The organism is Rahnella sp. AA (genome assembly GCF_002834385.1).
Lineage (GTDB): Bacteria > Pseudomonadota > Gammaproteobacteria > Enterobacterales > Enterobacteriaceae > Rahnella.
In genome coordinates, this window is sequence record NZ_PITQ01000011.1 from 101,541 (window position 1) to 126,163 (window position 24,623).

A 24,623-nucleotide genomic window follows, 5' to 3' on the forward strand; every position below is an offset into this window, starting at 1 on the left:
GTGAGCTGAATGTCTACTTTCTTTATTAATCGCCCGATATTCGCCTGGGTGGTCGCTATCGTCATCATGATTGCCGGTGCGCTGTCGATCATGAAATTGCCGATCAACCAGTATCCGAATATTGCGCCACCGGCGATTTCCGTCAGCGTCACCTATCCGGGTGCGTCAGCGGAAACCGCGCAGAACACCGTCGTCCAGGTTATCGAACAGCAACTTAACGGGCTGGATAACCTGCGTTACATCGAATCACAAAGTAACAGCGACGGCAGTGCCACCATTATCGCCACCTTCGATCAGGGGACTAACCCGGATATCGCGCAGGTTCAGGTACAGAACAAAGTGTCTCTGGCCGAATCGCAACTGCCCACCGAAGTGGTCAATCAGGGTATCCGTATTGCCAAATATCAGGCCAACTTCATGCTGCTGGTCAGCCTGATTTCGACCGATGGCAAAATGAGTAACTCGGACCTGAGTAACCTGCTGGTCACCAAACTCGAAGACCCGATCGTGCGTACCAAAGGCGTCGGCGACTTCCTGGTGCTCGGCTCAGAATACGCAATGCGTATCTGGTTAGACCCGGCAAAACTCTATAAGTATCAGCTCATCCCAAGTGATGTCAGCGCAGCTATTGAAGCACAAAACGTACAGGTTTCTTCCGGTTCTCTCGGCGGATTACCGACGGTTAAAGACAGCAAAGTCAGCGCGACCATTATTGGCAAAACCCGTTTCGACAGCGTTAACCAGTTCAAAAACGTTCTGCTGAAAGTGAATGCGGACGGCTCCCAGGTGCGCCTGAGCGATGTCGCCAATGTGGATCTGGGGCCGGAAAGTTACTCCATCTCCTCCACCTTTAACGGCAGGCCTTCTACCGCCATCGCCCTGCGTCTGGCGAGCGGCGCGAACGTGCTTGATACCGACAGAGCGGTGAGAGAAACAGTTGCCGGGCTGGAATCCTCCCTGCCTGCGGGCGTAAAAGTCGAGTTCCCTTATCAGACCGCGCCGGTGGTCAGCGCCTCCATTGAAGAAGTGGTCAAAACGCTGATCGAAGCCATTGTGCTGGTGTTCTGCGTCATGCTGCTGTTCCTGCAAAACCTGCGCGCAACGCTGGTGACCACACTGGTGGTGCCGGTCGTTCTGCTCGGGACTTTCGGGATCCTGGCGGCGGCGGGGTATTCCATTAACACCCTGACCATGTTCGGGATGGTACTGGCGATAGGCCTGCTGGTGGATGACGCCATCGTGGTGGTAGAAAACGTCGAGCGTGTGATGACGGAAGAAAAGTTATCACCGAAAGAAGCCACGATTAAATCGATGAAACAAATCCAGGGCGCGCTGTTTGGGATCGCGCTGGTGCTGTCTGCGGTATTAGTACCGATGGCGTTCTTCGGCGGCTCAACCGGCATTATCTATCGTCAGTTCTCGATCACCATCGTTTCTGCGATGGCACTTTCCGTTCTGATGGCACTGATTTTCACCCCGGCGCTGTGTGCCACTATCATCAAACACAATGACGAGGAGAAATCGCAAAAAGGCTTCTCCGGCTGGTTTAACCGTACCTTTGACAAAGGGGCGATGCGCTACACCAGCGCCGTCGGCACCGTGATTACACGCCGCCGGCTGTTTATGGTGATTTATCTGCTGATTGTGGTCGCGACCGGCTTCATGTTCACCCGCGTACCGACGACGTTCCTGCCGGATGAAGACCAGGGCATCATGATAGTTCAGGCGACGTTACCGGCAAATGCTTCGGCGGAGCGTACTCAGCAAGTGCTGGATAGCGTACGTGAATATCTGATGGATAAAGAAAGCGGCGCGGTATCCTCCGTGTTTACCGCCAACGGATTCAGCTTCGCAGGCCGTGGTCAGAACGTGGGCCTCGCTTTTGTACAGCTGAAAACCTGGGCCAAACGCCCGGATGCCGCGCAGAAAGTACAGGCGCTGGCTGGCCGTGCGATGGCACATTTCGCCACCATTAAAGATGCCCGCGTATTTGCTTTCGTCCCGCCTGCCGTACTGGAACTGGGTAATGCCACCGGCTTTGACTTCTTCCTTCAGGACACCAACGGTAAAGGGCATGAAGCCCTGATGGCCGCGCGTAACCAGTTCCTGCAAATGGCGTCGCAGGATAAACGCCTGACCGCCGTTCGCCCGAACGGGATGGAAGACGAACCGCAATACCAGCTGGAAATTGACGACGAACGCGCGCAGGCGCTGGGCCTGAGCCTCGACGACATCAACAATACGCTGTCGGCGGCTTGGGGTTCGGCTTACGTGAACCAGTTCATGTACAACAACCGCGTGAAGCGCGTTTACATCCAGGGCAAGGCGGCGTCCCGCGTGACACCGGAAGATCTGAACAACTGGTATTTCCGTAATACCAGCGGCGATATGGTGCCGTGGAGCGCCTTCGGCAGCGGCAAGTGGGTTTACGGCTCACCGCGCTACGAGCGTTTCAACGGGGTATCTTCCGTCGAACTGATGGGTTCACCGGCGCCGGGCTACAGCTCGGGGGATGCCAACGATGCCGTCGCAGAAATCGCGGCCAAACTGCCACCGGGCTACAAAGTGGCGTGGCATGGCCTGAGCTATGAAGAAAAACTCTCCGGTTCGCAGACGCCTGCGCTGTACACCCTGTCGATCATCGTGGTGTTCCTGTGTCTGGCCGCATTGTATGAAAGCTGGTCGATTCCGTTCTCAGTTCTGCTGGTGATCCCGCTCGGGATCCTCGGGACAATCGGGGCGGTGCTGCTGCGCGGATTATCCAACGACGTCTTCTTCCAGGTCGGCCTGTTAACCACCGTCGGGCTGGCGGCGAAGAACGCCATATTGATTGTCGAATTCGCCAAAGAGCTGCACGAGAAAGAGGGAATGTCGATTATTGATGCCGCCGTCGAAGCTGCCAAGCTGCGTATCCGGCCGATCATCATGACCTCGATGGCCTTTATCCTCGGCGTGTTCCCGCTGACAATTTCCAGCGGTGCCGGGGCGGGCAGCCAGCACTCCATTGGTACTGCGGTGGTGGGCGGGATGATCACGGCGACCTTCCTGGCGATCTTCTTCGTTCCGATGTTCTACGTGACGATTGTGAATCTGTTCACCCGCAAATCGAAACAACAAGAAAAGGCGCTTCCTGCGTCTGAGGCAACACACCATGAATAAACCGCATTTCGCGCTGTCGCTTATCGGCGCGTTTTCACTCACTTTGCTGGCTGGCTGCACCATGGAGCCACACTACCAGCGCCCGGCTTTGCCGGTTGCCAGCAACTGGAGCGCCGGAGACGGCGCTAAAACCAGCGCCGCGCAGGATATCGGCTGGAAGGCGTTCTTCAATGAACCGGCCATGAACCAGCTGATTACCCTGTCCCTTGCTAACAACCGCGACCTTCGTGTCGCGGCGTTAAACGTCGATACTGCACGCGCCGCCTTCCAGATTGACCGCGCAGCACTTCTGCCAACGCTTAACGCCAGCGCCGGTGAAACCAATCAGCATCTGCCGGGCGGATTGTATTCAACGCAAAGCTCGGGGCCGGTGACCTATCAGCAATACAGCGCCAATCTTGGCGTGACATCTTATGAAGTGGATCTGTTTGGCCGCGTGCGCAGCCTGCGCGATCAGGGGCTGGAAACCTTCCTCGCCACCGAAGCCACGCAGCGCGCTACGCAAATCTCACTGGTCTCCGAAGTGGCTTCCGGCTATCTGAGCCTGGCGGCGGATAACGATCTGCTGAAGCTGGCGATCAACACCGCCAACAGCCAGAATAAATCCTACGAACTGACCAAACGCAGCTACGATTCCGGCATCAGTACGTCGCAGGATCTGGTGCAGGCGGAAACCACCGTGCGGGCGGCGCAGGCCGATATCGCGCAGTACACGCGTCAGGTCCGTCAGGATGTCAACGCGCTGACATTGTTAGTCGGCACGACGATCCCGCAAAACCTGCTGGCCAATGCCACGCTGCAACAGAACTGGAAATTCCCGCAGACGCCTGCCGGTTTACCGTCTGACCTGCTGACCCGTCGCCCGGATATTATTGCGGCGGAACACACGCTGAAAGCAGCCAACGCCAACATCGGCGCCGCCCGCGCGGCGTTCTTCCCAAGCATCACGCTGACTGGCACAGCCGGTTCTGAAAGCGGCAGCCTGAGTAAGCTTTTCGACGGCGGCACCGGTGCGTGGTCATTCATGCCATCGATCAATATCCCAATATTTGACGGCGGCGTGAATCAGGCGAACCTCGACATCGCCAAAGACACCAAGAAAATCGACATCGCTAACTATGAGAAAGCGATTCAGACGGCGTTCAAAGAAGTGTCCGACGGCTTAGCCGGTCAGGCGACCTACAAAGACGAACTGCTGGCCCGCACACAGGACGCCGACGCCAACCAGCGCAACTACGATCTCTCGCAGATGCGTTTCAAAGGCGGTATCGACAACTACCTGAGCGTACTGGTCGCGCAACGTTCGCTGTATTCCGCCCAGCAAACGCTGATCACCACACAGCTCGCCCAACTGAATCAGGACATCAGTTTGTATAAAGCGCTGGGCGGCGGCTGGAAGGAGTAAACATTTTGATTTGATAAGAAACGCCGACGGAAGTCGGCGTTTTTGTTTGAAAGGAAAGTATTTCCAGCCCTGAGTTTTCCCAGCATTTCAACATTGTTGAATAGACCCCAGTGCCCCAGACGGTTCTGTGCGTCATGTGGATTTTCGAGCCTTGCTTGCTTTGATCTCTTCGACCCAACCTTCCATTATCCAAAGGCACGTCGCGGCCTGAGGTCCTGTATCCAGTAAAGAAAGGCGGATGCGATTATATATTTCCATCTCGCCATTCGTTATTTTGTCAAACGGCGGAACACAGGCTATATCGGTTCCTTGCTGGTGCTGGTAATGATGCTTATCGAGAATTGACATCACTTTGAGCGTTTCTTTTGCGTTAGCATCCAGGGCGTAATAGAGAGCACCAGAAAGTTGATTGGATTGTTGTAGATTTACTACAGGCGCTAAATCCGGGACTAACAATAGCCATTCATTGTCACCCGTGGAGATTTTTTTAATCGTCTCAGACCAGTCTTCTGCTGTTATTTTGGATGCAAAACTGTTGCTCCCATATTTTTGAACACTTATCCTTATATCCTTAGGTGTAGTTGAAGCAAATACCATTAATGGAGCGAGAAAAAGTAAGGGAAGAATTTTCATCTCACTACCTCTAATGTTTCTGAGGTTCCTCTTATCAGACGCCGGGTAGGGTTGCTCATAATGATACAACCTGCTGAAGCAAACCCGGCCGGGCCATTTCTTCTCTCACCGTGTACGCGAAATAAGCTCCTGCCATAGGATTCACCCGAGGTTTGATGCAGTTCAATCGTAAGTGGCCCCTTTGAACTGGTTGCAATTCCCACCCGATATGTCCCCTGGGGAAGTGGTCCCATTCCTTTAACATGCTGACGATCTGGGTTATTTTTATTTGTCAGGACGCCTGAATAACCCCGTTCGATGAATACTCCATCATGAAATAATTCACCGGTGCTTTGCTTATATGTCCAGGTCATAAATCCTCCTTATGCAATTGCTCGTTCATTCCATGAGTCTGAATGGATGATGTTACCGTCAGCGTAAGTCCAGGTTATTTTTTCGTAACGCAGTTCCACACATTCGATGTGTCCCTGTTTTTCAAAATTAGGGTTTTTTACGTCATACATCATTGCCGATAATGACACCAGTTTTACATTCTCCAGCTTCGTATTAAAATACTCGACTTCCTGCCCGGCATCGTTAATTCGATACCATTTTATCTCAGCGGATTTAAACGTTTTCCCCGAAGTAACAGCTTTATAAAGATAGGGGCTCGATGAATCTATTTCTTTATCAAATACGAAAGGATGATGAATTCTGGTTCCGGTAATTTTCCCTGTATTGGAGTCAGTTGGGATTTCAAGGGCATGAGCTAAACCATTAACCTCGATACTCCCTTCACGGTCTTTTACATCAACTGAACCCTTAATTGGTGCACCACCATCGTCTTTAAGCCACAAATAGGCAGGAATTGCCATTTTTGATTAATCCCTTTTTAAAAAATTGAGGCTATACGTTATGCCTGTATATTTACACAAGCCGTTGGCGAACCTTTAAAAATGGAATTTTCAGAAATTTGTTACTGATGAGTGGCCCCTGTGTACGAGATAACAAACCATCTGCGACCTTGACTCCCATAATCAAAATTCAATCTCCGCAGCAAAGACATATAAATATGTTTTTGCTACACGGCTTCCGTGCGGGTTGATGGTGTAATTTTGAGGAAAGAGTACGGGTATCACTCGTCGTGATTTTTTAAACGGTATGGTGATTACGGCACTGCCGGTATGATGCCGTTCGAGGCGCTGCGGGCTTCATCGCAAAGCGCTGCACAGTCTTTGTATTACCCGCCTTCGCTCACCGGTTTACGCGGTAACCATCAGGGATCTTACGAAGCCGCGCACATTCCCGGGCGCGAAGGGAAACAGGTGAATGCGGGGCTGGGATAAACCAGGCCCCGTTTAGACAGAACACATCTTTCAACCCTGATTTTTGCTGCCCGCAAATATCAGGACGTCGACATCGTCACCAAAATCGGCTTCTTCACAAACAACCCGTAACTTAGCGCGCCCAGCATCAGCAAACCGGCACCGAGGAAGAATACATTAGTGAACTGCCCGGTGGCATCCAGGATAATTCCGGTCACAATTGGCGCACAGGCCGCACCCAGGAAGCCCCCGAAGTTCTGAATAGCGCCCATCGAGGCTACCTGCTCTTTCGGCGCAATGTCTGAGGCCAGCGTCCAGATAACACCCTGTGGTAACTGCGAGAAGAAGTAGCCAATCGACAACAACGCAATACTTAATGTGGTGTCATGCACAAACGGGATCGGCGCAACAAAACAGGCTGCCAGCGCAGCACCGGCCACGATCGGAACTTTACGCGCTGTGATGGTTTTCACGCCACGACGGATGAGACGGTCAGAAAGACTCCCGCCGCACAACACACCCAAAATCCCTGCTAAAAACGGGATGGCCGCCAGCCAGCCAGTCTGTTTCAGGCTGAAACCCAGCGATTTCTCCAGGTAGCCCGGCAGCCAGGTCAGGTAAACCCAGATGGTGAACATAATAGAGAAGTTGCCGATCACCATGAACCAGGTGGTTTTATGCCTGAACAGCGCACCCCAGCTCGCTTTGTTGTTGCCGTTAGCGCTGACCACCGGTTGCTGTACTCGCTGAGAATTAGCATGGATCTCATTCTCTTCACGCCCGGTCGGATTACGGTAGAACTTAAGCCACACCAGCAACAGCGGAATACCCGCCAGACCAATCGCAATAAACATCCCACGCCAGCCGAGCGTCAGCAGCAGCACGGTCAGAATTGGCGGAGCAATGGCATTGGCAATCTGCGAGCCGGTATTGATGATTGAGGTTGGCAATGCGCGCTCTTTGTCGGAGAACCAGCGATGAGTAATCTTGATGCCGGACGTAAAGAACGGCGATTCAGAGATGCCCAGCAGCACGCGCAGTGCATAGAACATTGAATAACCATTAATGAAACCGGCCATGACCGTGAAGGTTGACCAAAGGCCCACGCCCCACGCGAACATTTTTTTAGGGCCAAAACGGTCAACCAACCAGCCGGCTGGCAGATTGGCCAGTGCATAAGGCCACAGAAATGCCGACAGCAGCAGGCCCATTTCCGTCTGGCTGAAACCAAACTCTTTAGCAATGGTGGTGTTGGCTATACTTAAATTCGCGCGGTCGAGATAATTAATCACCGCAGCCATTAACAAAATAAAAATAATACCCCAGCGTAAACGGGAAACAACCGGAGAGGCACTTTTTACCATTGGTACATTGAGGGAAGATGTCGCATCTTTCATAATTTTAATTATCCACTATCGGTTATTCATAAATAAGGCATCATCGAACAGGCTCAGGTGAATTTTAATCACAGCCTTACGAATAAATGACTCTCTTTGAGAATGACAGCAAGGGCGATGTAAATCTTGCGGAAAGAAAACAGCAAACATGCCAGGTTCCAGATGAATGAATGATTCATTCCGGGTGTCCTGATAAAATACAATATCATGCTCATCTGCCCGGTCTTCTACCACCTCATGTCCCGCCGCACCGCGCGCCACGCCGAGGGTTTCCTCCCCTTGCAGGAGAAATTGAATATCCACGAACTTAAAATGTGACTCAGCTTGCATTTCATTAGCAGGAGCCGTATTCATTTCCTGAAGAAGGCAAAACATCTTGCCCGGAATAATGTCGAATTTCCCTGGTGTTAACGTTGAAAAATCGGTTTGAGTAATATACTTAATACCCTTATTAATAATCGGATGGAACGCTAATTTTTCACGTTCCCAATCTCGCAGGCAACATACGATCATGTTGAGGGATCCTTTTGTATTTATCTTTATATTGAGGGTCAGATCACAGGTAAGAATTTATAACGTTAGAACATCTCTGCTTTTAAAATAAATAACCGGCCAGACGGCGTTGACAGGCCATTATTCAGCGGATGAGGTGACACCTCATCCGCATGACACACTGACGATTACCGCGCCTTATACGGCGGCGATTTTTTTCTGCCACAGCGCGGTGCCGCTGTGGATCTGATCCAGTAACACAGTCAGCCCCCAGAATTTCTCCAGCACGTTATCTTTATTTACGCGGCAGAATTCGCTGCCGAACGTCCCTAAACGCTGATGATAAATTTTGGCGTTCTTTGGATAGCCCAGCGTTTCAGTTACCGCACCCAGCGACAGGAAAATAGCCAGCTCGTCGGCGAGCTTAGGCTGGGTGGCTGCCTTGTGGTACAGCCAGCTATAAAGTTCAGGATGGAAGTTAGTGAATACGCCGCTGAAACCTTTAGAACCCGCCTGCATCGCGGGATAAGCAATTGCCGCATTCGCATTGATGATGTTCAACGGCGTGTTCGCCACCAGCTTCACGCGACGTGTCACGGTCTCAAGGTCACAGCTCACATCTTTCAATACCACGAAACGGCCCGAGTTGGCGCAGTAGGTCAGTTCGTCATCGGTCAGCAGGCGGCGATACGGGGCCGGGCATTCATACAAGCCCAGCGGCAGGGATGCCGGCAGCGCGCTCAGCAGCTTGTCCAGTGTCGCAAAGAAGATTTCGCTGCCCTGATTTTTCGGATCAAGATGGTTGGTCACCAGCACCAGCGCATCAGCACCGGTTTTCGCCATCGCGCTCAGTTCGCTGATCTGGTCGTTAATATCGTCACTGATGTGTCCGGAGGCGATCACTGGCACGCGCCCGGCCACCTGCTTCACCACAAATTCCGCCAGCCCAACGCGCTCCTCCAAAGTCAGAAATTGCATCTCGCTCGACTGACAGACGGCAAACAGCGCATCGACCCCTTTCTCAAGGTACCAGTCGATCAAACGAGCCAGACCCGGATAGTCAATCTGATTATCTTCAGTGAAAGGGGTCAACATCACAGGCACAATGCCTTCAATACTTTTACTCATCACTTCTCCTAAAATACCCGCAGGCATCAGACGTAATCGATTACGTGGCCACGACATTCATGAATCAAGGTAGCAGCCGCAACAACACACTAAACAGTGAATGCAGCATTTTATCGCTGCTCAAGACGCGCTGACGCCTGCTTGTGATCAGGCATATTCGATGCGCCTTCGCGCTCTACCGCCAGGGAGGCAAACGCTGAGGCGTAGGTCGCGGCCTGAACCAGACTTTGCCCGTTGGCAATCCCTGAAGCCAACGCCCCGTTAAAGGCATCGCCGGCGCCGGTAGTGTCCACGCTCAGTGCCGGGAAGGCCGGAATATGCTGGAACTGATTACCGTCAAGCAGCAGTGCGCCACGCGCTCCCATGGTAATAATTACCCGTTTTGCACCCTGACTGACGATGCGCTGTGCCGCCTCTTTTGCGCTGGCCAGATCCTGTACGTCGATGCCGGAAAGCTGCGACGCCTCGGTTTCGTTGGGTGTAATCACATCAACATATTCAAGACACTCAAGCGCATGAATCGAGAAAGGAGCCGGATTGAGGATCACTTTCACTCCCAGCGCTTTGGCCAGCTTCATCGCGCTCAAAGTGGCAGAGAAATTATTTTCGAGCTGCACCAGCAACACATCCGAATCTTCAAGCTCGGGCGCTATCGCCGCCACTTCATCTTCACTGATGGTTTTATTGGCACCCGAATAGATGGCAATCATGTTCTCACCGTTTTCCTGCGAGACATAAATGATGGCGTTGCCGGTTGGCTCGGTTTCCGACTGATAAAGGGTGAAGGAGTGAATTTCCGAGGACGTCAGGTGGTCGTAAGCAAACTGGCTGAACTGGTCCTTACCCACTTTGGAAACAAAATGTACCTTGGCACCCGCACGGCTTACCGCAGTGGCCTGATTCGCCCCTTTGCCACCGGGGCCGAGCGTACTGCCCAACGCCAACAAAGATTCTCCGCCTTTTGGAAAGCGTTCAACTTTCGCCACAATATCGACGTTAAATGACCCCAGAATGCAGACCTTACCTTTCATGTTCTTCCCTTTATTTTGCTGTCCCGCCTGCTTTCTTTTCTGGCTCTGCAGGCGTTTTAGCAACACTTCAAAGTTATCACCAGTATCGGTAATCAGTTTCGACTGCAAACTCCGGCGAATCACCACTGCACCTCCGTGACAGCGCTGAACCAATTTTTCAGCCGCCAGGGCATTCAGGTCACTACGAATGGTTTCCCGGGTCACGGTAAACAGGGAGGCCAGGAACTCGACCGTCACCCGCTCGTATTGATCCAGATACTCCAGAATCTGCTGCCGACGCTCTTCAATAAACATATTTAGTCACCTTTTCTATATTCAGAGTAAATGCAAAAAACTGATTAAATAGTGACGTTGCTCATAGCCTGACAGGCAAAACGGAAGCAAACAAAAATTGAAGTTGATGAGATTTGAGAAGGGTTAAGCGCAGAGATTGACAGGGTCCGGGTGGGGACGCCCTGTCGTAGAGAAAGGAAGGTTAAGGATACCTGCCTGATCTCAGCGGGTATTATTTCGCGGGTGCATTTCGCGATGCATCTCTACAGCAGGGCCACAAAAATGTGTCTTTGCTGCAGAGATGCATTCATCTCAAATCACTTCCCCACATCCCCGTTCCAGCCACCGCCTAATGCGGCGATCAGCTTGACGCTGGTGACCATCTGGGTGCTTTGCAGCGAAAGGACGCTTTGCTGCTGGGTCAGGCTGGTGTTTTCAGTGGTAGCGACGTCGAGATAGTCGATCATCCCGGCCTGATACTGGTTGTAGGTGACGCGCGCGGATTCTTTGGCAGAGTCGGCAGCGTTCTGGCGGGCAACAAGTTCGGTGTCGATCGTGTGCAGTTCCACCAGATAATCTTCCACTTCCTGCATCGCGGTTAACACGCTCTGGCGATAGCTGGCGACGTCGGCGTCATACGCGGCTTCGGCTTGCGCGACTTTTCCGCGCGTGGCACCGAAATCAAGCACGGTCATGCTGAGTTCCGGCCCCAGCGACCAGACGCGGTTCGGCAGTGAGAACAGGTTATGCAGCGCAGATCCGGTGTATCCGCCGGTCGCGCTGAGAGTCAGATCCGGGAAGTATGCCGCGGTTGCGACGCCAATCGCGGCGTTGGAAGACGCCATGGTGCGTTCGGCGGCGGCGACGTCAGGGCGGCGCTGCAACAGTTGCGATGGCAATGCGTCCGGCATTGGCGGCAGGTTCAGTTTCACGTTGCTCGCCGCCAGGCTGAACTGCGCCGGTGGTTTGCCGATCAGCACGGCGATAGCATGCTCAAGCTGGGCGCGCTGCCATTGCAGATCCAGCGCGGAGGCTTTGGTACTTTCCAGCTGCGTCTGCGCCTGTGCCAGTGTGCCGCGAGAGGTATTCCCGCCCGCATACTGGTTTTGAATGACGGTCAGGTAACGCTGATAGGCATCAATGCTTTGTTTATACAGCGCAATTTGCTGGTCCATGACGCGGAGCTGGAAATAATCCTGCGCCAGTTCGGACTGGGCGCTGAGCGTCGCGTCCGCCAGATCGGCCTTGCTGGCCTGCGCGCTGGCATCCTGTTCTTCCGCCGTGCGGCGAAGCTTGCCCCACAAATCCAGCTCCCAGCTGGCACTGAGTTGCGCCGTTTGTTTGTTGGAAACGGACGATGACGTGGCGCTGCGCGTGCTGCCTGCGGTTGCATCCACGGACGGGTAAAGATCAGAACGCGCCTGCGTCACCAGCGCCTGCGCTTCGCGGTACTGCGCGGCGTACTGGGCGACATTCTGGTTGGAAATCTGCACCTGAGTCAGCAGGGAAGAAAGCTGCGGATCCTGATAAACCGACCACCATTCGCCTTTACTCTGGTTATCTTTCGGGACAGCCGCCGTCCAGCCTTTGGCTTCTTTAAACGCCGTCGGCATTGCAACGTCAGGCCGTTTGTAATCCGGGCCGACAGCACAGGCACTGACCAGCAGGGCCAGCGCCAGCGGAGCAAGACGGAACACGAGAGAACGCGGTTTTTGCAGAGTCATCAGATTCGCTTCAGGGTAAGAATTCATTGTTTTATCAGTCATTAGAGCTGACCTCCGGCGGTGTCGCATGCGGGCGCAAACGGTGCCATAAACGGTGCGTCGCGCGGCTGGTGCGATCCATATACAGGTAAACCACCGGCGTGGTGAATAAGGTGAGGATCTGGCTCAGCGCCAGACCACCGGCGATCGCCAGCCCCAGCGGGCTGCGCAGATCCGCATCGCCGCCGCTGCCCAGCGCCAGCGGTAAAGCCCCGAAAAAGGCCGCCAGCGTCGTCATCAGGATCGGGCGAAAACGCATCAGACAGGCCTGCGTGATCGCCTGCTGCGGCGACAGGCCGAGCCGGCGTTCGGCATCCAGCGCAAAGTCGATCATCATGATCGCATTCTTTTTCACGATACCGATCAGCAGCAGGATCCCGATCAGCGCGATCACCGTCAGTTGGGTATTGGTCATCAGCATCAGCAGCAATGCACCAAGACCGGCAGACGGCAGCGTCGAGAGAATGGTCAGCGGATGAATATAGCTTTCATACAGTACGCCGAGCACGATATACACCGCTGCCAGCGCAGCCAGAATCAGCCACGGCATGGTTTTGGTCAGCGCCTCAAATGCCTGCGCCGTACCGGCATAACTGCCGTGAACGCTATCCGGCAAACCGATCTGCGCCATCGTGGTTTTCAGCGCAGCCTGTGCATCTTCCAGCGAATAGCCATCGGCAAGGTTAAAAGCAATGGTGGTGGTCGCCGTCTGCCCCTGATGGGAAACAGACAGTGGCGCATTGGCACCGCTGAAGGTGGTAAAGGCCGACAACGGCACCTGATTACCGGCACTGGTGACGACGTACAGTTGATGCAGCACGTCAGGATTACTGGTGTAATCCGACGTCAGGTTCATCACCACGTGATACTGATTGAGCGTTTTGTAGATGGTGGCGATCTGCCGCTGGCTGAACGCATTGTTGAGCAGCGTATCGATCATTTTCACGTTCACGCCAAGCTGTGTGGCGCGATCGCGGTCGATGTTGAGCATGACTTCCTGACCGCCGGTTTGGGCATCGGAGTCTACGCCGGTCAGTTGCGGTAATTTTGCCAGCGCTTTCTGTACTTTCGGCGCCCATTCGCGCAGCACGGACAGATCGTCAGACTGCAGGCTGTACTGATACTGAGAGTTGGCGCTGCGCCCGCCGATATGCAAATCCTGCGCAGCCATCAGAAAGAGCTGGGCACCCGGCTCTTTACCGGTCGCCATCATCAGACGGTTAGCCACCTGGTTGGCCGTCGCCGTGCGTTTATCAAAATCCTTCAGACGCACAAAAAACATTGCCGTATTGCGCGAACCAAAACCGCCGCTACCGGCGGAACTCATCACCGCAGCCACCGCAGGATCATCCTGAATGATCTTGCTGTATTTCAGCACCTGCGGCTGGATCGACTGGAACGAGGTGTTTTGATCCGCACGCAACATGCCCATCAGCATGCCGGTGTCCTGATCCGGGAAGAAGCCTTTTTCCACGACGGTATAGAGGTAGAAATTGAGGATCACGGTGAGGAACAGCCCGACCAGAGTGATCAGCTGATGGCGCATCACCCAGCCCAGCGCGGCGGCATAAGCCGCCAGAAGCCGGTTAAGCGTGCGTTCAATGATACGGTAAATACGCGGCTGGCGTTTTTCCACCGGCGGTTTACGTTTCAGGAAACGGGCGCACAACATCGGCGTCAGGCTCAGCGAAACCAGCATGGAGATAATCAGCGAAACGCTGAGCGTGACCGCAAATTCCCTAAACAGCCGCCCGACGATGCTGCCCATCAGCAGGATCGGAATGAATACCGCAATCAGAGACAGGGTCATCGACAGCACGGTAAAGCTGACTTCTTGCGCACCTTTGAGCGCCGCCCTCACCGGCCCCATTCCTTCCTCAATGTGGCGGGTAATATTTTCCAGCACCACGATGGCGTCATCGACCACAAAGCCGGTCGAAATAATCAGCGCCATCAGCGAGAGGTTATCCAGGCTGTAGCCGAGAAGATACATCACCGCGCAGGTGCCGATTAATGACACCGGCAGCGCCACCGCCGGGATCAGCACCGCATTCCAGTTGCGCAGGAAGACAAAGACCACCGCAATGACCAGCAGCGTGGCTTCCAGCAACGTCATTTCAGTGTCACGCAGGGACGCAGAAACGTTCGGCGAGCGGTCCAGCGCCAGATTAAGCTGCACGTCGCCCGGCAGGTTTTCTTTCATCAGCGGCAGCGCGGCTTTAATCGCTTCGATGGTTTCCAGCATGTTCGCGCCGGCCTGACGCGTCACGCCTATCATCACCGACGGCGTGCTGTTGTAATAGCCGACGTTGTATTTATCTTCTACAGAATCATAGACATTAGCGATATCGCTCAGGCGAATAGCCGAGCCGTTGATGTAAGTCACGACCAGCGTTTTATATTGCGCAGCGGTACTTTGCTGGCCGTTGCCTTCAATCATCCACGACTGATCCGAGCCCTGCAGTAAGCCTTTTGGCAGATTACTGGTGCTGTTGGCAATCGCGGTGCGGATGGTATCGAGGGAAATGCCGTACGAGGTTACCGCTTCCGGACGCAAATCAATACGCACGCCCGGCAACGCGGAGCCCACCAGAGAAACCTGGCCGACACCGTTCACCTGTGCGATTTTCTGTTGCAGCTGGCTGGAGGCAATATCGTATAACTCGCCTTTGCTGCGCGTGGCAGAGGTCAGCGCCAGCATAATGATCGGCGCGTCAGACGGGTTCGCTTTGCGATACGTGGGCAGCGACGGCATGCTGCTTGGCAACAACGAACGGGAGGCGTTTATTGCCGCCTGAACGTCACGCGCCGCGCCGTTGATGTCACGATCGAGGTCAAACTGCAGCACGATGCTGGTCGAACCCTGCGAGCTGCGTGAGGTCATTTCCGTCACACCGGCGATTTGCCCGAGCGCCCTTTCCAGCGGCGTCGCGACCGTCGCCGCCATGGTTTCAGGGCTGGCCCCGGGCAGGCTTGCGCTCACCAGCACGGTGGGGAAATCCACCTGCGGCAGCGGCGCAACCGGCAACAGGCGATACCCCAGCAAGCCAAGCAGGAGGATCGCCAGCGTCAGCAGCAGCGTCGCGACCGGGCGGAAGATGAAGAAACGCGAGATGTTCATCGGTTATTCCGCCCGCTGCGCTGCACGCCGGTGACGTGGGTTGAGGCGGATGGCCAGACGATCAAACATCAGGTAGATCACCGGCGTAGAGAACAGCGTCAGAACCTGGCTGAAGATCAAACCACCGACGATCACCAGCCCCAGCGGCTGACGCAGCTCCGCACCGGATCCGCTCGCCAGCATCAGCGGTAATGCGCCGAGCAGCGCCGCCATGGTGGTCATCATGATCGGACGAAAACGCAGTAAACAGGCCTGATGGATAGCCTCACGCGGCGATAATCCCTGCCGGTTTTCGGCGTCGAGCGCAAAGTCGATCATCATAATGGCGTTCTTTTTCACGATGCCGATCAGCAGTATCACGCCGATCAATGCGATCAGGCTGAATTCCGTTCCTGAGAAGATCAGCGAAAGCAGTGCACCAACCGCCGCAGACGGCAGTGTGGAAAGGATCGTCACCGGATGAATGAAGCTTTCATACAGCATGCCCAGAACGACATACATCGTCAGTAACGCAGCAAGGATCAGCCACAATGTGTTACCGGTGGCGCTTTCAAACGAAGCCGCCGCCCCCTGATAGCGCAGGGTAATGGTGTCTGGCATGGCGATATCCGCCACGGTGGTTTTGATCGCCTGCTGTGCCTGTTCCAGCGAATAACCGTCCTTGAGGTTAAACGACACGGTCACCGCCGGGAACTGGTTGAGACGAGCCTGCAACAGTGCGCCGGTACGCATGTGGATCTTCGCAATCGACGTCAGCTTGATCATGCCATTGGTCGCCCCGGCATTGGTGGTGGTAGCACCGCTGTCAGACGTCTTCGTTGAGGCCGTGGTGGCCGTGGTCGCGACCGTGCCTGACGTGGACGTGCTGTTGTTGGTCGCCAGATACACATCATCAAACGAGGCCGGAGACTGCTGGAACTGCGGTGCAACTTCAAGTACCACGCGGTACTGGTTTGCCTGCGTAAAGATGGTGGAAACCAGACGCTGGCCGAAGGCGTTATAGAGCGCAGTATCCACGTCAGAGGCTGTAATCCCGTAGCGCGCGGCAGCGTCACGATCGAGCTCAACGTAGGCAATCTGCCCCTGATTTTGCAGGTTGCTGACGACTGCGCTGAACTCCGGTTGCGCGCTGAGTTTTTCAAGCAGTTTTGGCGTCCATTCCACCAGGTTTTCGCTGTCAGAATCATCAAGCGTGAACTGGTACTGGCTTGGCGTCACCTGATCGTCAACGGTCAGATCCTGCGAAGCCTGCATGTACAGTTCGATCCCTGGCACACCCGCCGTTTCCTGCTTAAGGCGGGCGATGATCGCAGGCACACGTTCGCTACGCTCATCAAACGATTTCAGGCTGATCTGCAAACGACCGCTGTTCAGGCTGGTGTTATTGCCATCTACGCCGATGGTAGAGGATACACTTTCGACATCCGGATCGTTGAGGATTGCCGCCGTCAGCAACTGCTGGCGACGCCCCATCTCACTGAAAGAGACGTCCTGCGAAGCCTGCGTGATGCCCTGAATCATCCCGGTATCCTGCGACGGGAAGAACCCTTTCGGCACAATCACATACAGCAGCGCGGTGAAAACTAGCGTCGCGGCCGCCACCAGCAGCGTGAGTTTCTGGTGGTTGAGCACCACGATCAGCATGCGGTCGTAAGCGGCAATCATTTTGTCGAAGAACTCGCCGCCTTTGCGGTAAAACTTGCTCTGTTTTTCTTCCGGCGTGTGGCGCAGTAAATAGGCGCACAGCATCGGAGTCAGCGTCAGGGAAACAATCATCGACACCAGAATCGATACCGCCAGTGTGATCGCAAATTCACGGAACAGACGCCCGACCACGTCACCCATAAACAGCAGCGGGATCAGCACGGCAATCAGCGAGAAGGTCAGGGAAATAATGGTGAAACCGATTTGCTGCGAGCCTTTCAGCGCCGCCTGCATCGGCGTTTCGCCTTCTTCCAGCCGCCGCGAAATGTTTTCCACTACCACGATGGCGTCATCAATAACGAAACCGGTGGCGATGGTCAGCGCCATCAGCGAGAGGTTGTTGAGGCTGAAACCGCACAGGTACATCACGCCAAAGGTGCCAACCAGCGAGAGCGGAACGGCAACGCTTGGGATCAACGTTGCCGCAACATTGCGCAGGAAAAGGAAAGTGACCATCACGACCAGCGCAATCGACAGCAGTAACTCGAACTGAACATCGCTAATCGAGGCGCGGATAGTTTGCGTGCGGTCCGAGATCACGCTGATTTTGACCGATTCCGGCAGGGCTTCCTGCAATTTCGGCAACTGCGCTTTGATGGCATCCACGACCTGAATCACATTCGCACCCGGCTGGCGCTGAACGCTGATAATGATGGCCGGTTGTTTGTTGGCCCAGGCAGAGAGGTACTGATTTTCCGGAGCCTCAGACAACGTAGCGACATCGCGCAAACGCAGCGCCGCGCCGTTTTCGTAATTTACGATCAGATTGCCGTAATCCTCCGCCGTGCGTAACTGGTCATTCGCATCAATGGTAATAGAGTGATGCGGACCGTCAAAACCCCCTTTTGAACCGTTGACGTTGCTGTTGCCGATCAGGGTATTCAGGGTTTCAAGGCTGAGATTGTGCGCGGCCAGTTTACGCGGATCGACCTGCACGCGAATGGCAGGCTGATGTCCGCCCGCCAGCGTCACCATACCCACGCCGTTGATTTGCGACAATTTCAGCGCCACGCGGGTATTCACCAGATCCTGCACTTTGGTCAGCGGCAAGGATTCAGACGTTGCCGCCAGCGTCAGAACCGCGGCATCCGCCGGGTTCACCTTTTTATAGGTCGGCGGATTGGGTAAATCACTCGGTAACAGGCTGTCAGCGGCGTTGATTGCCGCCTGAACTTCCTGCTCCGCGACATCAAGTGACAAATCCAGTGAGAATTTCAGCGTAATAATCGAAGAACCGCTGGCACTGGTGGAGTACATCTGGCTTAAGCCCGCCATCTGCCCGAGCTGGCGTTCAAGCGGTGCGGTAATGCCCGATGCCATGACGTCCGGGCTGGCACCCGGATACAGCGTGGTCACCTGAATGGTCGGATAATCGACCTGCGGTAACGCCGACGTCGAGAGCATGTTGTAGGCAAAAATCCCCGACAACAGCACGGCGACCATCAGCAAAATGGTCGCGACCGGCCGGAGTATAAAGAGGCGTGAAGGATTCATTTAGACCCGCTGTCTTTACCGGCTGTATTTGAGGTTGCATCAGGCGCCGGGACCGTTTTATCCGCACCTGTCGAGGCTTTATCAACCCCGCCGCTCTGCAGGCGTTCTTTCGAAGAGCTGCCAGTCGTGGCGGCGTTAGCCGAATTTGGCGTAACAATTTCCACTTTCGTGCCATTATTCAGGCGGTCAACCCCGGTGGTCACCACCTGTTCGCCAGGATTCACACCCGACAAAATCGCCACCTGATCGTCACCGAAGTCCGGGCCGGATTTCACAGAGCGGCGTTCAATGGTGCTGTCCGCTTTCACCACATAGACAAAATCACCATCGCTGCTCAGTTGCAATGCCGCCGCCGGGATCACCGTAGCGTCTTTTAACGTAGCTACCTGTAAGCGGGCGTTCACAAACTGGTTCGGGTAAAGTTTTTCATCGGCGTTATCAAACAGCGCTTTCAGCTTGATGCTGCCCGTGCTGGTATCAATTTCATTGCTGATAAATTGCAGTTTGCCCTGCCCGAGGACGTCGCTGCCATCCTGATCAAATGCCGTCGTTGGCAGCTGGTTACCGCCACGCAGCGCTTTGAGCAGGGTTTGCAGATTACTCTGCGGCACACTGAAGGTCACCGCAATCGGCTGGGTTTGCGTAATCGTGACAATACCGGTGGTAGAACTGCTGGTCACCATATTGCCCGGATCGACCAGGCGTAAACCGACGTGGCCGCTGACCGGCGCGGTAATTTTTGCGAATTCAATATTGAGCTTAGCAGCGGCGATTTGCGCCAGGTCGGCTTTCACAGCACCGGCATACTGACCGGCCGTGGCAATCTGGCTTTCGAGATCCTGACGCGCTAAGGAATCCTGCGCATACAGTTTGCGGTAACGTGCCAGTGTCAGCTCAGCACTTTTTGACAGCGCCTGGTTCTGTGCTAAATCACCCTGATACTGTTCCAGCGTCGCCTGATAGCTGCGCGGATCAATCTGCGCCAGCAGCTGCCCCTGCTCAACTTTCTGCCCTTCGGTGAAATACACCTTCATCAGTTGCCCGTCGACACGGCTGGTGACGGTTACCGTTGCGTTCGCCACCACCGTGCCGAGCGCGCGCAGATAAACCGGCACATCGGCCTGCGCCGCCTTCCCTGCCTGCACAGGCGTTGCCATCCCCGCCATCATCTGCCCCCGCATGGCGCGCATCCCCGCACGGCCCGTTTTTTTATGGGCAGAAGGGTCGGATGTACTTTGGTGGAAGGCAAAGAACCAGACCAGGATCGCAGCAACGATGATGGCGAGAACAACCCACACGAAGGTGCGTTTTTTGGAGCGAGATGAGGCAGTCGGCAGCATAAATTTCTTGATTTCGCAGTATTAATGAGAAGAAAGCAGCTGAAATAAGACCTTCAACCAGAGATTTTCAATATCAGTCAAAAACACATTATCCCTGAAAAGCGCCAGTGGCTGTTTTTAGGACAACGTAAAGATTTCGTTAGCAATTAAGAATTTTCATTTCATTCAGCAGGATGAATGATACGCGTTAATTTATCCTTTCCGGGCAGGTAATGTTAAGAACTAAATGAGAATGAATATTGAAGGCGTAGCCTGAAAATCATCAGGAAGTGTCAGTATGTACCGGAATTTTGTCAGGAAAAGGCAAAATCAAAAGAGAAAACGACCGGTCAGATCACCTGAACTGGTGATAAAACCAGCGGTAAATCCTGAAAATAGGACCTATTGATAATTTATATTGTTTGGGTTGACCCCCGCTTGATATGGTGAAATTTCTGACTGTTTTTCATCTTCATAGCAGGGACTCAGGCGAATGCAGACAAAATTTCAATCCAGACCGGTGATTGGGGTAACGCTGGACAGCGAGGAAGCAGGGGGATATGCCGATTTCCCCTGGTACGCTTTACGTCAGAATTACATGAACAGCCTGGCGGAACTGGGGGCGGTTCCTCTGGCCTTGCCGCATCACGCTGAACTGGCGGATGAATATCTGGCACTGTGCGACGGGATTGTCGTCACTGGCGGCGCCTTTGACGTTCCGCCTGAATTGTTTAATGAGTCACAAACCAGCGATCAGGTTCGCCTGAAACCTTCGCGCACCGAATTCGAAAAAGCTGTCGTCAAAGGCGCCATGCAGCGCAACATGCCATTGCTGGGCATTTGCGGCGGCCAGCAGTTGCTGGCGGTCCTGACCGGCGGCACGCTGCACCAGCACATTCCCGACGCACTTCCCGATGCCCTCGAGCACAGCACCACCGTCGATACGGAAAACGCAGGAGGCAAAAAGCGCGCGCGCCATCCGGTTGAAATCGTCGAAGGCACGCTGCTCAGCCGCTCGGTTGACCGCGATCATTATGAAGTGAACAGTTCACACCATCAGGCAGTGAAATCAGTCGGCCCGGGTTGCATTATCAACGCCTGCGCGCCGGACGGCGTGATAGAAGGCATTGAATGTGAAGGCTATGATTTTTGCCTCGGCGTGCAATGGCATCCGGAATACCAGCAACATCCGCAGGATACGCAACTTCTCAATGCCTTTGTTGCCGCAGCCTCGCGATATCAGCAGGCAATGCGCGCCGCGGGTAAAGCGATGACCGAAGTCATGAATGAAGTCATTACCCGTTCTGGAAATGAAAAGGCATGAATCAGGCAGAACTTAAAGCCAGAACTGAGCAGGTACTGCGGGATCTGGGCATCGACCCTTTGGTTATCGCGCACCGCACGTTGCCGTACTTTGAAGAAGTAAGTGAGCACTTACTGGTGGATGCCGAAACTAACGTTGAAACCGGTAAAATTTATCGCCTGACCGCTGCCGCTGCCGCCGCGTGGCACAATATGAAACAACAGGCCGCCGCCGACGGTGTGGCGATTTACCTGGTTTCCGCGTACCGCAGCCTGGATTATCAGGCCGGTTTGCTTCTCGCGAAGCAAGATGCCGGCATTCCCCCGGACGTTTTTTTTACCTCGCTGGCACCGCCGGGATGCAGCGAGCACCACACCGGCTGCGCGGTGGATATCAACACGCCAGGCTGCGATGAGGTGACCGGCGTTTTCGGCGAAACCGAAGCCTTTATCTGGCTTTCTGCCAACGCCGCGCGCTTTGGTTTTGTGATGTCTTTCCCGCCGGATAATCCGTGGGGATTCATCTATGAACCCTGGCACTGGTGCTGGCATTCCAATTCCTGAGCAATCCTCTACACTTACGGTCCCCTTTTACTAAGGCTTTAAGGAATCATTATGGAGCTCGCCGTCACAGGAGCCAGTTTTTACCTCAAAATTTTGGGGCCAGAGGATACTGCCATCGTTCATGCCTATTTTCGTGATAATGCCGGGCATCTCGCGCCGTGGGAGCCTCTGCGCCCGGCTGATTTTTACTCTACGGAGACATTGCGTAAGCGCCTGACCAACGCGTTTGACGAAGCCGCCGCCGGCACAGCATTCCAGTTTGGCATTATCAGCCGTGAAACTGGCGATATGCTGGGTGCCTGTAATTTCACCGGCATTGCCCGCGGTGCTTTTCAGGCCTGTCATCTCGGGTATTCGGTGGCAGAAAACGAGCAGGGAAAAGGGCTGATGCACAGAGCGCTGGAAACGGCCATCAGCTATCTGTTTCGTGAACAAGGGCTGCACCGCATTATGGCCAGCTATATTCCTGACAACGTTAAAAGTGAGCGGGTACTTCATCGGCTGGGTTTTGAACGGGAGGGTTATGCCCGGTCATACCTGAAAATTGCCGGACGCTGGCAGGATCACGTCCTCACTGCGTTAATCAACCCGCAAGACAATGCGTGATACTTCTCACAGTTACTATAACTAAAATTGTCCCCAAAACATTTATCTGTTAGCCAATTTTCTGTTTCATTTTTAGAACAAATAAAACACACTATGCCCTCAAAAGGCGTCTGCCGGACAGATGCCTAATTTCCACATCTTCTTATAAGTCATAAATTTCAATGCAATCTGATACCGTTTCGCGCAGGACAGCATGGCTTCGCGTTGTGATGATGGCTATTGCCGCCTTCATCTTCAACACCACTGAATTCGTGCCCGTCGGGCTACTCTCCGACATCGCCGCCAGTTTCAACATGCAGACAGCACAGGTTGGCCTGATGCTGACCATCTACGCGTGGGTTGTCGCGCTGATGTCACTGCCGCTGATGCTGCTGACCCGTAATGTCGAGCGAAAGCGTTTACTGATCGCTATTTTCACCCTGTTTATCGCCAGCCACATTTTGTCCGTTGTGGCCTGGGATTTCTGGAGTCTGGTCGCCTCCCGTGTCGGAATCGCCCTCACCCACGCTATTTTTTGGTCGATCACCGCTTCGCTGGCAATCCGTGTAGCACCTGCGGGTAAAAAAACGCAGGCGCTCAGCATGTTAGCCACGGGCACTGCGCTGGCGATGGTTCTCGGGCTGCCGCTCGGCCGTCTGATTGGTCAGTATCTCGGCTGGCGTACCACGTTCATGAGTATCGGCGTTGTCGCGTTGCTGACGCTGATTTGCCTGATCAAGCTGTTGCCGCCGCTGCCAAGCGAGCACACCGGTTCGCTGAAAAGCGTGCCGATGTTGTTCCGCCGCCCGGCACTGGTCGGGATGTATGTGCTGACTGCATTGATAGTGACCGCTCACTATACGGCGTACAGCTACATCGAGCCGTTCATCCAGACCGTCGCCAATATGGGTGAAAACTTCACGACATTTCTGCTGCTGATTTTCGGCGGCGCAGGCATTTTCGGCAGCATTCTGTTCAGCGTGCTGGGTAACCGGTTCCCGGCTGCTATGCTGAGCGGCCCTATCCTGATGGTGACGCTCAGCATGCTGCTGCTGTTTGTTGCGGTGATGAATCCGGTCGCTATTTCAATACTTTGCGTCATCTGGGGGCTGGCGATGATGATAATCGGCCTGGCTATGCAGGTGCGGGTGCTGGCGCTGGCGACAGACGCCACTGATGTTTCAATGTCGCTGCTTTCCGGCATCTATAACATCGGTATTGGCGCGGGCGCGCTTATCGGCAACCAGGTGAGTCTGCATCTGGAAATGAGCAACGTCGGTTATGCCGGTGGCCTGCTCGGATGTATTGCGTTCATCTGGTGCCTGACCATTTTCAAACGCTATCCGCAGCTGAAAGTGACGAACTGATTGGGAAAGATTGCGTCAAAAAGCCCGAATACGCTCCTCGTATTCGGGCTTTTTTTATTGCATCAACGCAATAACTTCAGATTACCTGTCAGCGATTTGATCCACTTTTCCGGCCCGGCAAAACCGTCACCGGGCATGTTCAGGCTTATTTTTGCGTCGCTAAAATCACACTCGACGCTTTGACCAGCGCCAGAACCGTATCGCCCGGTTTCAGGCTCAGTTCGTTTACACTGTCATTGGTGACAACCGCCGTCAGCGCCAGACCCTTTTCTGAAGTGAGCGTCACAGAGGAATTCACTGCGCCAATATTCACTCCATCAATTTTGCCGATGAACTGATTGCGGGCGGAGAAATTCAGACCGCACTCCGGCGACGCAAGAACTACCCACGGTGCCTTGATAATCGCGATGGCTTTTTTACCCACAGCCAGACCCAGTGTTTGCACACTACTTTTGGTCACAACGGTCACAAGGCTTTCGCCCGTATCAAGTGACAAGATCACTTCATCGTTTACCGCACCTTCCAAAACCGCCGAAACTGTACCGGAAAGCTGATTACGCGCTGAAACTTTCATCTCCACTC

At 54.2% G+C, this 24,623-nt stretch carries 19 protein-coding genes; 7 read left to right on the forward strand and 12 right to left on the reverse strand.

The features are described from left to right. Positions 1-9 precede the first annotated feature (9 nt). Entirely contained in the window at positions 10-3,159 is a 3,150-nt protein-coding gene (locus tag CWS43_RS22095; protein WP_101079278.1) for an efflux RND transporter permease subunit, read from the forward strand. Further along, positions 3,152-4,564 (forward strand): efflux transporter outer membrane subunit, encoded by a 1,413-nt coding sequence (locus tag CWS43_RS22100; protein WP_101079279.1) that lies wholly within the window; start codon positions 3,152-3,154, stop codon positions 4,562-4,564. The genes CWS43_RS22095 and CWS43_RS22100 overlap by 8 nt, the downstream gene beginning before the upstream one ends. Positions 4,565-4,696: 132 nt before the next feature. Here CWS43_RS22100 and CWS43_RS22105 read toward each other — a convergent pair whose 3' ends face one another. The 3 genes from CWS43_RS22105 to CWS43_RS22115 are packed head-to-tail and all read right to left on the reverse strand — an operon-like array spanning position 4,697 to position 6,051. Further along, on the reverse strand, positions 4,697-5,197 hold the full coding sequence (locus CWS43_RS22105) for a hypothetical protein (protein ID WP_101079280.1): 501 nt from the start codon (positions 5,195-5,197) through the stop codon (positions 4,697-4,699). Then, positions 5,194-5,550, reverse strand: a complete 357-nt coding sequence (locus CWS43_RS22110) for a tlde1 domain-containing protein (RefSeq protein ID WP_101079281.1) — start codon at positions 5,548-5,550, stop codon at positions 5,194-5,196. The genes CWS43_RS22105 and CWS43_RS22110 overlap by 4 nt, the downstream gene beginning before the upstream one ends. 9 nt (positions 5,551-5,559) lie before the next feature. Further along, complete coding sequence (locus tag CWS43_RS22115; protein ID WP_101079282.1) at positions 5,560-6,051, reverse strand: Hcp family type VI secretion system effector; 492 nt, start codon at positions 6,049-6,051, stop codon at positions 5,560-5,562. A 309-nt stretch (positions 6,052-6,360) separates the two neighbouring features. Here CWS43_RS22115 and CWS43_RS27420 point away from each other — a divergent pair, with 309 nt between their 5' ends. Beyond that, complete coding sequence (locus tag CWS43_RS27420; RefSeq protein WP_198555905.1) at positions 6,361-6,522, forward strand: hypothetical protein; 162 nt, start codon at positions 6,361-6,363, stop codon at positions 6,520-6,522. 59 nt (positions 6,523-6,581) lie between these two features. On the opposite strand, the gene CWS43_RS22120 is transcribed toward CWS43_RS27420, so the two are convergent. From CWS43_RS22120 to CWS43_RS22155, 8 genes are all read right to left on the reverse strand, one after another. Then, on the reverse strand, positions 6,582-7,898 hold the full coding sequence (locus CWS43_RS22120; protein ID WP_198555899.1) for an MFS transporter: 1,317 nt from the start codon (positions 7,896-7,898) through the stop codon (positions 6,582-6,584). A 15-nt stretch (positions 7,899-7,913) separates the two neighbouring features. Then, complete coding sequence (locus CWS43_RS22125; protein WP_101079284.1) at positions 7,914-8,411, reverse strand: YhcH/YjgK/YiaL family protein; 498 nt, start codon at positions 8,409-8,411, stop codon at positions 7,914-7,916. 177 nt (positions 8,412-8,588) lie between these two features. Continuing rightward, a complete protein-coding gene (locus tag CWS43_RS22130) occupies positions 8,589-9,518 on the reverse strand; it encodes a dihydrodipicolinate synthase family protein (protein ID WP_101079285.1) in 930 nt (309 codons plus the stop codon). Positions 9,519-9,628: 110 nt separating this feature from the next. Then, positions 9,629-10,843 carry a ribokinase gene (gene rbsK, locus CWS43_RS22135; protein ID WP_101079286.1) on the reverse strand — a complete coding sequence of 405 codons (1,215 nt, stop codon included), beginning with the start codon at positions 10,841-10,843 and terminating at the stop codon, positions 9,629-9,631. 296 nt (positions 10,844-11,139) lie between these two features. Continuing rightward, positions 11,140-12,546 (reverse strand): efflux transporter outer membrane subunit, encoded by a 1,407-nt coding sequence (locus CWS43_RS22140; RefSeq protein WP_369825922.1) that lies wholly within the window; start codon positions 12,544-12,546, stop codon positions 11,140-11,142. Positions 12,547-12,580: 34 nt separating this feature from the next. Further along, positions 12,581-15,706 carry an efflux RND transporter permease subunit gene (locus CWS43_RS22145; RefSeq protein WP_101079288.1) on the reverse strand — a complete coding sequence of 1,042 codons (3,126 nt, stop codon included), beginning with the start codon at positions 15,704-15,706 and terminating at the stop codon, positions 12,581-12,583. A 3-nt stretch (positions 15,707-15,709) separates the two neighbouring features. Next, positions 15,710-18,904 carry an efflux RND transporter permease subunit gene (locus tag CWS43_RS22150; protein ID WP_101079289.1) on the reverse strand — a complete coding sequence of 1,065 codons (3,195 nt, stop codon included), beginning with the start codon at positions 18,902-18,904 and terminating at the stop codon, positions 15,710-15,712. Beyond that, complete coding sequence (locus CWS43_RS22155; RefSeq protein ID WP_101079290.1) at positions 18,901-20,244, reverse strand: MdtA/MuxA family multidrug efflux RND transporter periplasmic adaptor subunit; 1,344 nt, start codon at positions 20,242-20,244, stop codon at positions 18,901-18,903. Before CWS43_RS22155 ends, CWS43_RS22150 begins: the two co-directional genes overlap by 4 nt. Before the next feature lie 472 nt (positions 20,245-20,716). Between CWS43_RS22155 and CWS43_RS22160 the strand changes: the two genes are divergently transcribed. The 4 genes from CWS43_RS22160 to CWS43_RS22175 all read left to right on the forward strand — a co-directional run bounded on the left by CWS43_RS22160 (position 20,717) and on the right by CWS43_RS22175 (position 24,041). Further along, positions 20,717-21,547: a gamma-glutamyl-gamma-aminobutyrate hydrolase family protein gene (locus tag CWS43_RS22160; RefSeq protein ID WP_101079291.1), complete on the forward strand. Its 831-nt coding sequence runs from the start codon at positions 20,717-20,719 to the stop codon at positions 21,545-21,547. Then, positions 21,544-22,089: a M15 family metallopeptidase gene (locus CWS43_RS22165; RefSeq protein WP_101079292.1), complete on the forward strand. Its 546-nt coding sequence runs from the start codon at positions 21,544-21,546 to the stop codon at positions 22,087-22,089. Before CWS43_RS22160 ends, CWS43_RS22165 begins: the two co-directional genes overlap by 4 nt. A gap of 51 nt (positions 22,090-22,140) precedes the next feature. Beyond that, positions 22,141-22,695, forward strand: coding sequence for a GNAT family N-acetyltransferase (locus CWS43_RS22170; protein WP_101079293.1), 555 nt, complete (start codon positions 22,141-22,143; stop codon positions 22,693-22,695). A 161-nt stretch (positions 22,696-22,856) separates the two neighbouring features. Then, entirely contained in the window at positions 22,857-24,041 is a 1,185-nt protein-coding gene (locus CWS43_RS22175) for a sugar transporter (protein ID WP_101079294.1), read from the forward strand. Positions 24,042-24,186: 145 nt separating this feature from the next. Here CWS43_RS22175 and CWS43_RS22185 read toward each other — a convergent pair whose 3' ends face one another. Further along, positions 24,187-24,615, reverse strand: a complete 429-nt coding sequence (locus CWS43_RS22185; protein ID WP_101079295.1) for a molybdopterin-binding protein — start codon at positions 24,613-24,615, stop codon at positions 24,187-24,189. Between the last annotated feature and the right edge of the window lie 8 nt (positions 24,616-24,623).

Coding starts and splice junctions, on each gene's coding strand:
- CWS43_RS22170 (WP_101079293.1), top strand. CDS start 22,141: ATGGAGCTCGCCGTCACAGGAGCCAGTTTTTACCTCAAAATTTTGGGG.
- CWS43_RS22130 (WP_101079285.1), bottom strand. CDS start 9,518: ATGAGTAAAAGTATTGAAGGCATTGTGCCTGTGATGTTGACCCCTTTC.
- CWS43_RS22110 (WP_101079281.1), bottom strand. CDS start 5,550: ATGACCTGGACATATAAGCAAAGCACCGGTGAATTATTTCATGATGGA.
- CWS43_RS22185 (WP_101079295.1), bottom strand. CDS start 24,615: ATGAAAGTTTCAGCGCGTAATCAGCTTTCCGGTACAGTTTCGGCGGTT.
- CWS43_RS22115 (WP_101079282.1), bottom strand. CDS start 6,051: ATGGCAATTCCTGCCTATTTGTGGCTTAAAGACGATGGTGGTGCACCA.
- CWS43_RS22150 (WP_101079289.1), bottom strand. CDS start 18,904: ATGAATCCTTCACGCCTCTTTATACTCCGGCCGGTCGCGACCATTTTG.
- CWS43_RS22100 (WP_101079279.1), top strand. CDS start 3,152: ATGAATAAACCGCATTTCGCGCTGTCGCTTATCGGCGCGTTTTCACTC.
- CWS43_RS22125 (WP_101079284.1), bottom strand. CDS start 8,411: ATGATCGTATGTTGCCTGCGAGATTGGGAACGTGAAAAATTAGCGTTC.
- CWS43_RS22095 (WP_101079278.1), top strand. CDS start 10: ATGTCTACTTTCTTTATTAATCGCCCGATATTCGCCTGGGTGGTCGCT.
- CWS43_RS22145 (WP_101079288.1), bottom strand. CDS start 15,706: ATGAACATCTCGCGTTTCTTCATCTTCCGCCCGGTCGCGACGCTGCTG.
- CWS43_RS27420 (WP_198555905.1), top strand. CDS start 6,361: ATGATGCCGTTCGAGGCGCTGCGGGCTTCATCGCAAAGCGCTGCACAG.
- CWS43_RS22140 (WP_369825922.1), bottom strand. CDS start 12,546: ATGACTCTGCAAAAACCGCGTTCTCTCGTGTTCCGTCTTGCTCCGCTG.
- rbsK (WP_101079286.1), bottom strand. CDS start 10,843: ATGTTTATTGAAGAGCGTCGGCAGCAGATTCTGGAGTATCTGGATCAA.
- CWS43_RS22105 (WP_101079280.1), bottom strand. CDS start 5,197: ATGAAAATTCTTCCCTTACTTTTTCTCGCTCCATTAATGGTATTTGCT.
- CWS43_RS22120 (WP_198555899.1), bottom strand. CDS start 7,898: ATGAAAGATGCGACATCTTCCCTCAATGTACCAATGGTAAAAAGTGCC.
- CWS43_RS22160 (WP_101079291.1), top strand. CDS start 20,717: ATGCAGACAAAATTTCAATCCAGACCGGTGATTGGGGTAACGCTGGAC.
- CWS43_RS22155 (WP_101079290.1), bottom strand. CDS start 20,244: ATGCTGCCGACTGCCTCATCTCGCTCCAAAAAACGCACCTTCGTGTGG.
- CWS43_RS22175 (WP_101079294.1), top strand. CDS start 22,857: ATGCAATCTGATACCGTTTCGCGCAGGACAGCATGGCTTCGCGTTGTG.
- CWS43_RS22165 (WP_101079292.1), top strand. CDS start 21,544: ATGAATCAGGCAGAACTTAAAGCCAGAACTGAGCAGGTACTGCGGGAT.